The following is a 5,406-nucleotide window of genomic DNA, read 5'->3' on the forward strand; positions in this document are numbered from 1 at the left end:
GGTTTTGCTGTCGATGCTATTAACCCGATGGGTGCTATTTATTTGACAGTTCAAGTGGATTATATTGGTAAAACTACTCCCGAAGGTGAAGTCTTAAAAAATAGTACCGATGTTAATTTTTACCTAATCAAAGAGGCAAAAATGGGGATTGTTCCTTTTTCGGCATTCGGGACAAATAACAGTGTGAATTGGTTTAGAGCTTCTGTTGGTGCTTGCTCTTTGGAGGATATTCAAGAGATGATACCGAGAATGAGATTGGCGCTGGGTAAGCTTAAATAAATAAAAAAAACCGGCTTCCTTTACAGGAGCCGGTTTTTTATTTCAAAACAGTTCATTTTACTGTACCCTTCCTGGTCTTCCTTCTGTTCTGCTACTTCTCTCCGGACTAGCAGGAGTATTATTTCTGCTAGGTTCTTCTCTTTGTGTCCTACTATTTTGTGCAGGCGCAGGTCTTGACTCCTGGGCTGATGATCTTTGAACACGCTCTGGAGCTTGAACACGCTGTGGACTCTGAGCTTGTTGAACTCTCGCTGGCCTTTGTTCTCTTGCTTCTGAACTTGTTCCCTGTTGTGATCCACCATTGTCTCTTCGCGACTCATTAATGCTTCCTGAGGCAGGATTTTGCCCTTCACGAGCATTTTGATTGTCGTATATTCTATTTGTTCGCTGTGAGGATGCTGGAATTTGCCTATTTTCTGGCCTTACAGTGGATCTATCATCGTTAACAACTCCACTTCGCTCATTAGTTACACCTCTTCCAGCTTCATTATCATTTGATCTTGTAGGCCTCGGATTATTTCCTGGGTTTCCTCCACGATCCGAATTTCGAATTACCTCAGGTCTATTATTTCCACCAGCATATCCATATTGACGATTATTTCTCACTTCATTTATCGTTACCGGTCTTCGAGTTACTCGTCTAATCTCCTCAATTCGTGGCCCAGCATAATACCTATTTCTATTGATCACATAAGTATTATTGATAATCACAGTCCTGCTATAAATAGATATATTTCTACGTCTATCATACCTAGGGAATCGTGAATAGTAAATAGAAGACTGTGGAACAAATACCCAATAATAATCAGGAATACGCGGACCAATATTTATGTTAATATTGATACCCGGTCCAAGAGGAGCCCATCCATAATGCCCAGCACCACTACGCCAAGTTACCCATGCTGGTCCCCATTTAGTATCAGGCACCCATAACCAACCTCTACGATTGCTATGAATCCAACGACCATAATGAAAAGGTGCCCAGCCCCAATCATAGTCAGAAACCCAAGTATTTCCATATTTGGTCATTTCCCAATGCCCATTACTATAATATGGTCTAAATTCTTCTTGATCTACATCTGGTCGCCATACATTTCCATATTGTGGATCATAAATCCAAACTCCATAGGGAGAAAGTTCTTCATAAAAGGTTTCTAATGAAACATCATCATCATATTGAGCTTGAACGCGTGATGGCAAAACAAAACCTAATAAAATGGATAAAAAGAATAAGCATTTCGGAAAACTCATTTTCGTTTTCATAACTTAAAAATTTAATTGTGTGCGGATACTGAATAGAGTATAAAATTTAGCCAAAGGTTGTATTGTAATTAATTTATTACTTAAATACTCAGTTTGGATGTAAGGAAGCTAGAAAATTCATCCATTTATCACTCTTTTAATCAAATTTGTTTTGATTTTGATTATTTTGTCCGAAAAACTATACATGCAATTAGGCACTCTTTATCTTATTCCGGTTCCATTGGCAGAAAATGCATCTGCGAAATCTTTTACGCCTTACTTGGTTGATACCATTAATCATATCAATGAATATATCGTTGAGAATAGTAAGACAGCAAGAAGATTTTTAAAAGAGGCGGGATTAAAAACCCCTCAAAGTGAGCTCATTGTACATGATTATGGTAAACATAATCGTGATGCTCATGTAAATGATTTCTTTAAAGGCCTACTCTCAGGTAAGGATGTTGGTTTAATGAGTGAAGCTGGATGTCCTGGGATAGCTGATCCAGGTGCAGAAGTTGTGGCCATTGCGCATGCTAAGGGTATAAAAGTGGTCCCGCTTGTTGGACCAAGTTCTATTTTATTGGCATTAATGGCTTCGGGTTTTAACGGACAAAGCTTTACGTTTCATGGTTATTTGCCTATTGATAAATTACAAAGAGCAAATAAAGTTAAAGAGCTCGAATCGGTGGCAGAACGTCATAGTCAAACACAGATTTTTATTGAAACCCCATTCCGGAATGATTCACTTTTGGAAGAAATTTTGAAAAGTTGTAAGCCTGATACGAGGTTATGCATTGCATGCGATATCACTGCAGAAGGGGAGTTTATACAGACTAAAACGATTCGAGACTGGAAATTAAAAATTCCTCAATTACATAAAAGACCTACTATCTTTTTATTGTTTAAAAGAGTTTAGGTCTATTTTTAGATTTTTTTCAAAGCTTTTAACCGTGAATGGTTTCTGATTTGCCGTAATTTTGTATTACTTTGGCTTCATATTCAAGAAACTCTTTCCATCGTTTTTCTACGTCAAAACCATCTGCATATTTACGTGCTAAGCCGATAAACATGGTATAATGCCCTGCCTCACTGATCATTAGCTCATGATAAAACTTGGAAAGCTCTTCGTCATTAATGTGCTCAGACATCACCTTGAAGCGCTCACAACTTCTAGCCTCAATCATCGCCGAAAATAAGAGTCGGTCAATCATTTGCTCATGCCGGCTTCCACCTTTAATCACAAATTGCATGAGCTCATTCACATAATTGTCTTTTCGCTCTCTTCCCAAAACAAAACCTCTAGCTATGATTAAATCATGAACTCTTTTAAAATGATCCATTTCCTCTTGAACTAGCATGGCCATTTCTTGAACAAGATCAGATAAATTCGGGTTTTGAACGATCAAGGTGATTGCATTGCTCGCTGCCTTTTGCTCACAAAACGCGTGATCGGTTAGGATTTCTTCAATATTACTTTCAACCACATTTTTAACCCAAAGGGGGTCGGTTGGAAGTTTAAGCTTTAACATAGTTTTTTCGTTGCTCACAATGATAATTTAGCCTTTTTGTTAAAATGATTGTTTTTCATCGATATAAGTTTTTACTATCCATGAATTTGAGTGCTTTATCAGGCACAAGAAATTGTACATTTTTTCCTTCTTTCCATGCTTTTCGGATAAAGGTTGCAGATAGCTCCATCAATGGAGTTTCGGTGATTGTTATGGATGGATGATCTTTAAATTCTTTTATTTCATATCCCGGTCTCGGATAAATATGAATATGATAATCGCGCAGAAGGAGCTCATAGTTCTTCCATTTCTTGATGGAAGCGAGATTATCGGCACCCATAATCAAGCTAAACTCATGTTCCGGATATTTTTCTTGTAGATATGTTAAGGTATCAATGGTATAGGATGGCTGCGGCAATTTTAGCTCGATATCACTCACTCGTAGATTTAGTGCATCTTCAGTGGCCAGTTTTGCCATTTCTAAGCGATCATAAATATTAATCAGGTCGCTTTTCTTCTTTAATGGGTTTAGTGGAGATACTACAAGCCAAACCTGCTGAAGGTCAGTGTAATTGGCCATGTAATTGGCGATTATCAAATGGCCAATATGAATTGGATTGAAAGAGCCGAAGAATAATCCTATTTTCATTTAGTGAGATGTGAGATATGAGACACTAGATATGAGACGATAGATATGAGATGTTAGATTTGAGACAGACTACCTATTGTTCAATAAAATCTGTAATCAATGTTTCTGCTTCTTTACATGCTGTTTTTAACTCATAATTTTTTAATATCACATCAAATTGGTCGGCATATTTAAGCTCTTTGTCGGCTTTTTTAATCCTTTCGGCGAGTTTCTCCGGTAAATCGGTCCCTCGCCCAGTAAGCCTTTCGATCAATACTTCCAATGATGGTGGTTGTACAAATACAGCAAGAGCGCTTTCTCCATATTTTTTCTTTAAGTGAAGACCCCCAATCACATCAATATCAAAAATAACATGTTTTCCTTCTGCCCAAATACGCTCAATCTCTGATCTTAAAGTGCCGTAAAATGTCCCGGTGTAAACCTCCTCAAATTCAACAAAATCTTTTTGGGCAATTTTGTGTAAAAAACTCTCCTGACTAATAAAATAGTAGTCTTTTCCATTTACTTCATCGCCGCGTTGCTCTCTTGTTGTAGCTGAAATTGAAAACGATAATTCAGGAAACTTCTTTAATAAATGCTGTACAATGGTGGTTTTACCTGCCCCTGAAGGAGCTGAAAATATAATGAGTTTACCCTTATTCATTCTTTTAATTCATGTTTTATAGTTCTATGTCTGATTATAATTGGACATAGATTTTAAAGTACGTTTAGTAATTGCTCCTTAATTTTTTCAAGCTCTTCTTTCATTCCCACAACAGTCTGCTGCATTTTAGCATCATTAGCTTTGGAACCCATAGTATTTATTTCACGACCAATTTCTTGAGATATAAATCCAAGTTTTTTGCCATTTGCATCTTTATCCTGCAAAGCAGTAATAAAATAATCGCAGTGACTTTTTAAGCGGGTTTTTTCTTCAGTGATATCTAATTTATCAATAAAATAAATCAATTCTTGTTCAAAACGGTTATGGTCTATATTTTCTTTACCTACGGCATCTTCTAAAAATTGATTTAGACGGTCTTTGATAGATGGAATTCGCAAATGCTCTTGCTCAGATACTAATTTCATTCCTTCCATAATATTATTGATGCGGAAAATCAGATCCTGCTTTAGCACATTTCCTTCATCTTGACGGAAGTTCTGAAAATTAAGTAATGCCTGTTCAAATGTTTTATAAACCATTTTCCACTCGTCCTCACTCACTTCATCGGCAGTGTATTGTACCACATCTGGAAAATTTAAGGCCATTTGGAATAGGTTGCTTCCTATGTCACCCAAAGTATCTGCCGACTCCCTTAATTGTGAATAATAATGTTTGAGTAATGACTGATTGATTGTTGACGTTTTGAGCTTAGTTTCAGCATATTCAACATGAATGCTGATGTTTACTTTACCACGTTCAATCTGGCGTGTACAATCATTTCTTAATAAAAATTCTTTATCAGAGAATGCCTTTGGAAGTTTTAAGGAAAGTTCCAAAAATTTGCTGTTTAATGATTTGATCTCAACCGTGTATTTTGCATGAGCATAATCACTTGTCGCCAAACCATATCCTGTCATGGATTTAATCATTTTGCAAAGATAAGATTTAATTAGATAGCCTTAATAATATCGTCATTTAACATTATTTAGACTATTAAAAGCCTATGTTTTACTAATTTTGATGCTGATGAAGAAAATTTTTGTCCTTTTACTGATTCTTGTTCAATTGGTGTTTGTGAATAT

Annotated in this window: 6 protein-coding genes and 1 pseudogene; 2 read left to right on the forward strand and 5 right to left on the reverse strand. The window is 36.5% G+C overall.

Annotation, left to right across the window (positions count from 1 at the left end):
* A pseudogene (locus ACIQ0D_RS11215) lies at positions 1–279 on the forward strand (pyridoxal phosphate-dependent aminotransferase); the annotation flags it as partial.
* Between the two features lie 57 nt (positions 280–336).
* Here the strand turns inward: ACIQ0D_RS11215 and ACIQ0D_RS11220 are convergent.
* Positions 337–1,542: a DUF6600 domain-containing protein gene (locus tag ACIQ0D_RS11220; protein ID WP_395805638.1), complete on the reverse strand. Its 1,206-nt coding sequence runs from the start codon at positions 1,540–1,542 to the stop codon at positions 337–339.
* A 184-nt stretch (positions 1,543–1,726) separates the two neighbouring features.
* Between ACIQ0D_RS11220 and ACIQ0D_RS11225 the strand changes: the two genes are divergently transcribed.
* Entirely contained in the window at positions 1,727–2,440 is a 714-nt protein-coding gene (locus ACIQ0D_RS11225) for an SAM-dependent methyltransferase (protein WP_395805648.1), read from the forward strand.
* A 28-nt stretch (positions 2,441–2,468) separates the two neighbouring features.
* Here ACIQ0D_RS11225 and ACIQ0D_RS11230 read toward each other — a convergent pair whose 3' ends face one another.
* The 4 genes from ACIQ0D_RS11230 to ACIQ0D_RS11245 all read right to left on the reverse strand — a co-directional run bounded on the left by ACIQ0D_RS11230 (position 2,469) and on the right by ACIQ0D_RS11245 (position 5,253).
* Entirely contained in the window at positions 2,469–3,071 is a 603-nt protein-coding gene (locus tag ACIQ0D_RS11230; RefSeq protein ID WP_395805640.1) for a tRNA-(ms[2]io[6]A)-hydroxylase, read from the reverse strand.
* A 37-nt stretch (positions 3,072–3,108) separates the two neighbouring features.
* A complete protein-coding gene (gene nadD / locus ACIQ0D_RS11235; protein WP_395805642.1) occupies positions 3,109–3,681 on the reverse strand; it encodes a nicotinate (nicotinamide) nucleotide adenylyltransferase in 573 nt (190 codons plus the stop codon).
* Between the two features lie 73 nt (positions 3,682–3,754).
* Positions 3,755–4,324: a guanylate kinase gene (gmk, locus tag ACIQ0D_RS11240; RefSeq protein ID WP_395805644.1), complete on the reverse strand. Its 570-nt coding sequence runs from the start codon at positions 4,322–4,324 to the stop codon at positions 3,755–3,757.
* Positions 4,325–4,377: 53 nt separating this feature from the next.
* The gene (locus ACIQ0D_RS11245; protein ID WP_395805646.1) at positions 4,378–5,253 is read right to left on the reverse strand and encodes a YicC/YloC family endoribonuclease; all 876 of its coding nucleotides are present in this window, start codon (positions 5,251–5,253) and stop codon (positions 4,378–4,380) included.
* Positions 5,254–5,406: the final 153 nt, after the last annotated feature.

This window comes from Daejeonella sp. (genome assembly GCF_044342615.1).
In the GTDB taxonomy this organism is placed as follows: Bacteria; Bacteroidota; Bacteroidia; order Sphingobacteriales; family Sphingobacteriaceae; genus Daejeonella.

Coding starts and splice junctions, on each gene's coding strand:
- ACIQ0D_RS11220 (WP_395805638.1), bottom strand. CDS start 1,542: ATGAAAACGAAAATGAGTTTTCCGAAATGCTTATTCTTTTTATCCATT.
- nadD (WP_395805642.1), bottom strand. CDS start 3,681: ATGAAAATAGGATTATTCTTCGGCTCTTTCAATCCAATTCATATTGGC.
- ACIQ0D_RS11225 (WP_395805648.1), top strand. CDS start 1,727: ATGCAATTAGGCACTCTTTATCTTATTCCGGTTCCATTGGCAGAAAAT.
- ACIQ0D_RS11245 (WP_395805646.1), bottom strand. CDS start 5,253: ATGATTAAATCCATGACAGGATATGGTTTGGCGACAAGTGATTATGCT.
- gmk (WP_395805644.1), bottom strand. CDS start 4,324: ATGAATAAGGGTAAACTCATTATATTTTCAGCTCCTTCAGGGGCAGGT.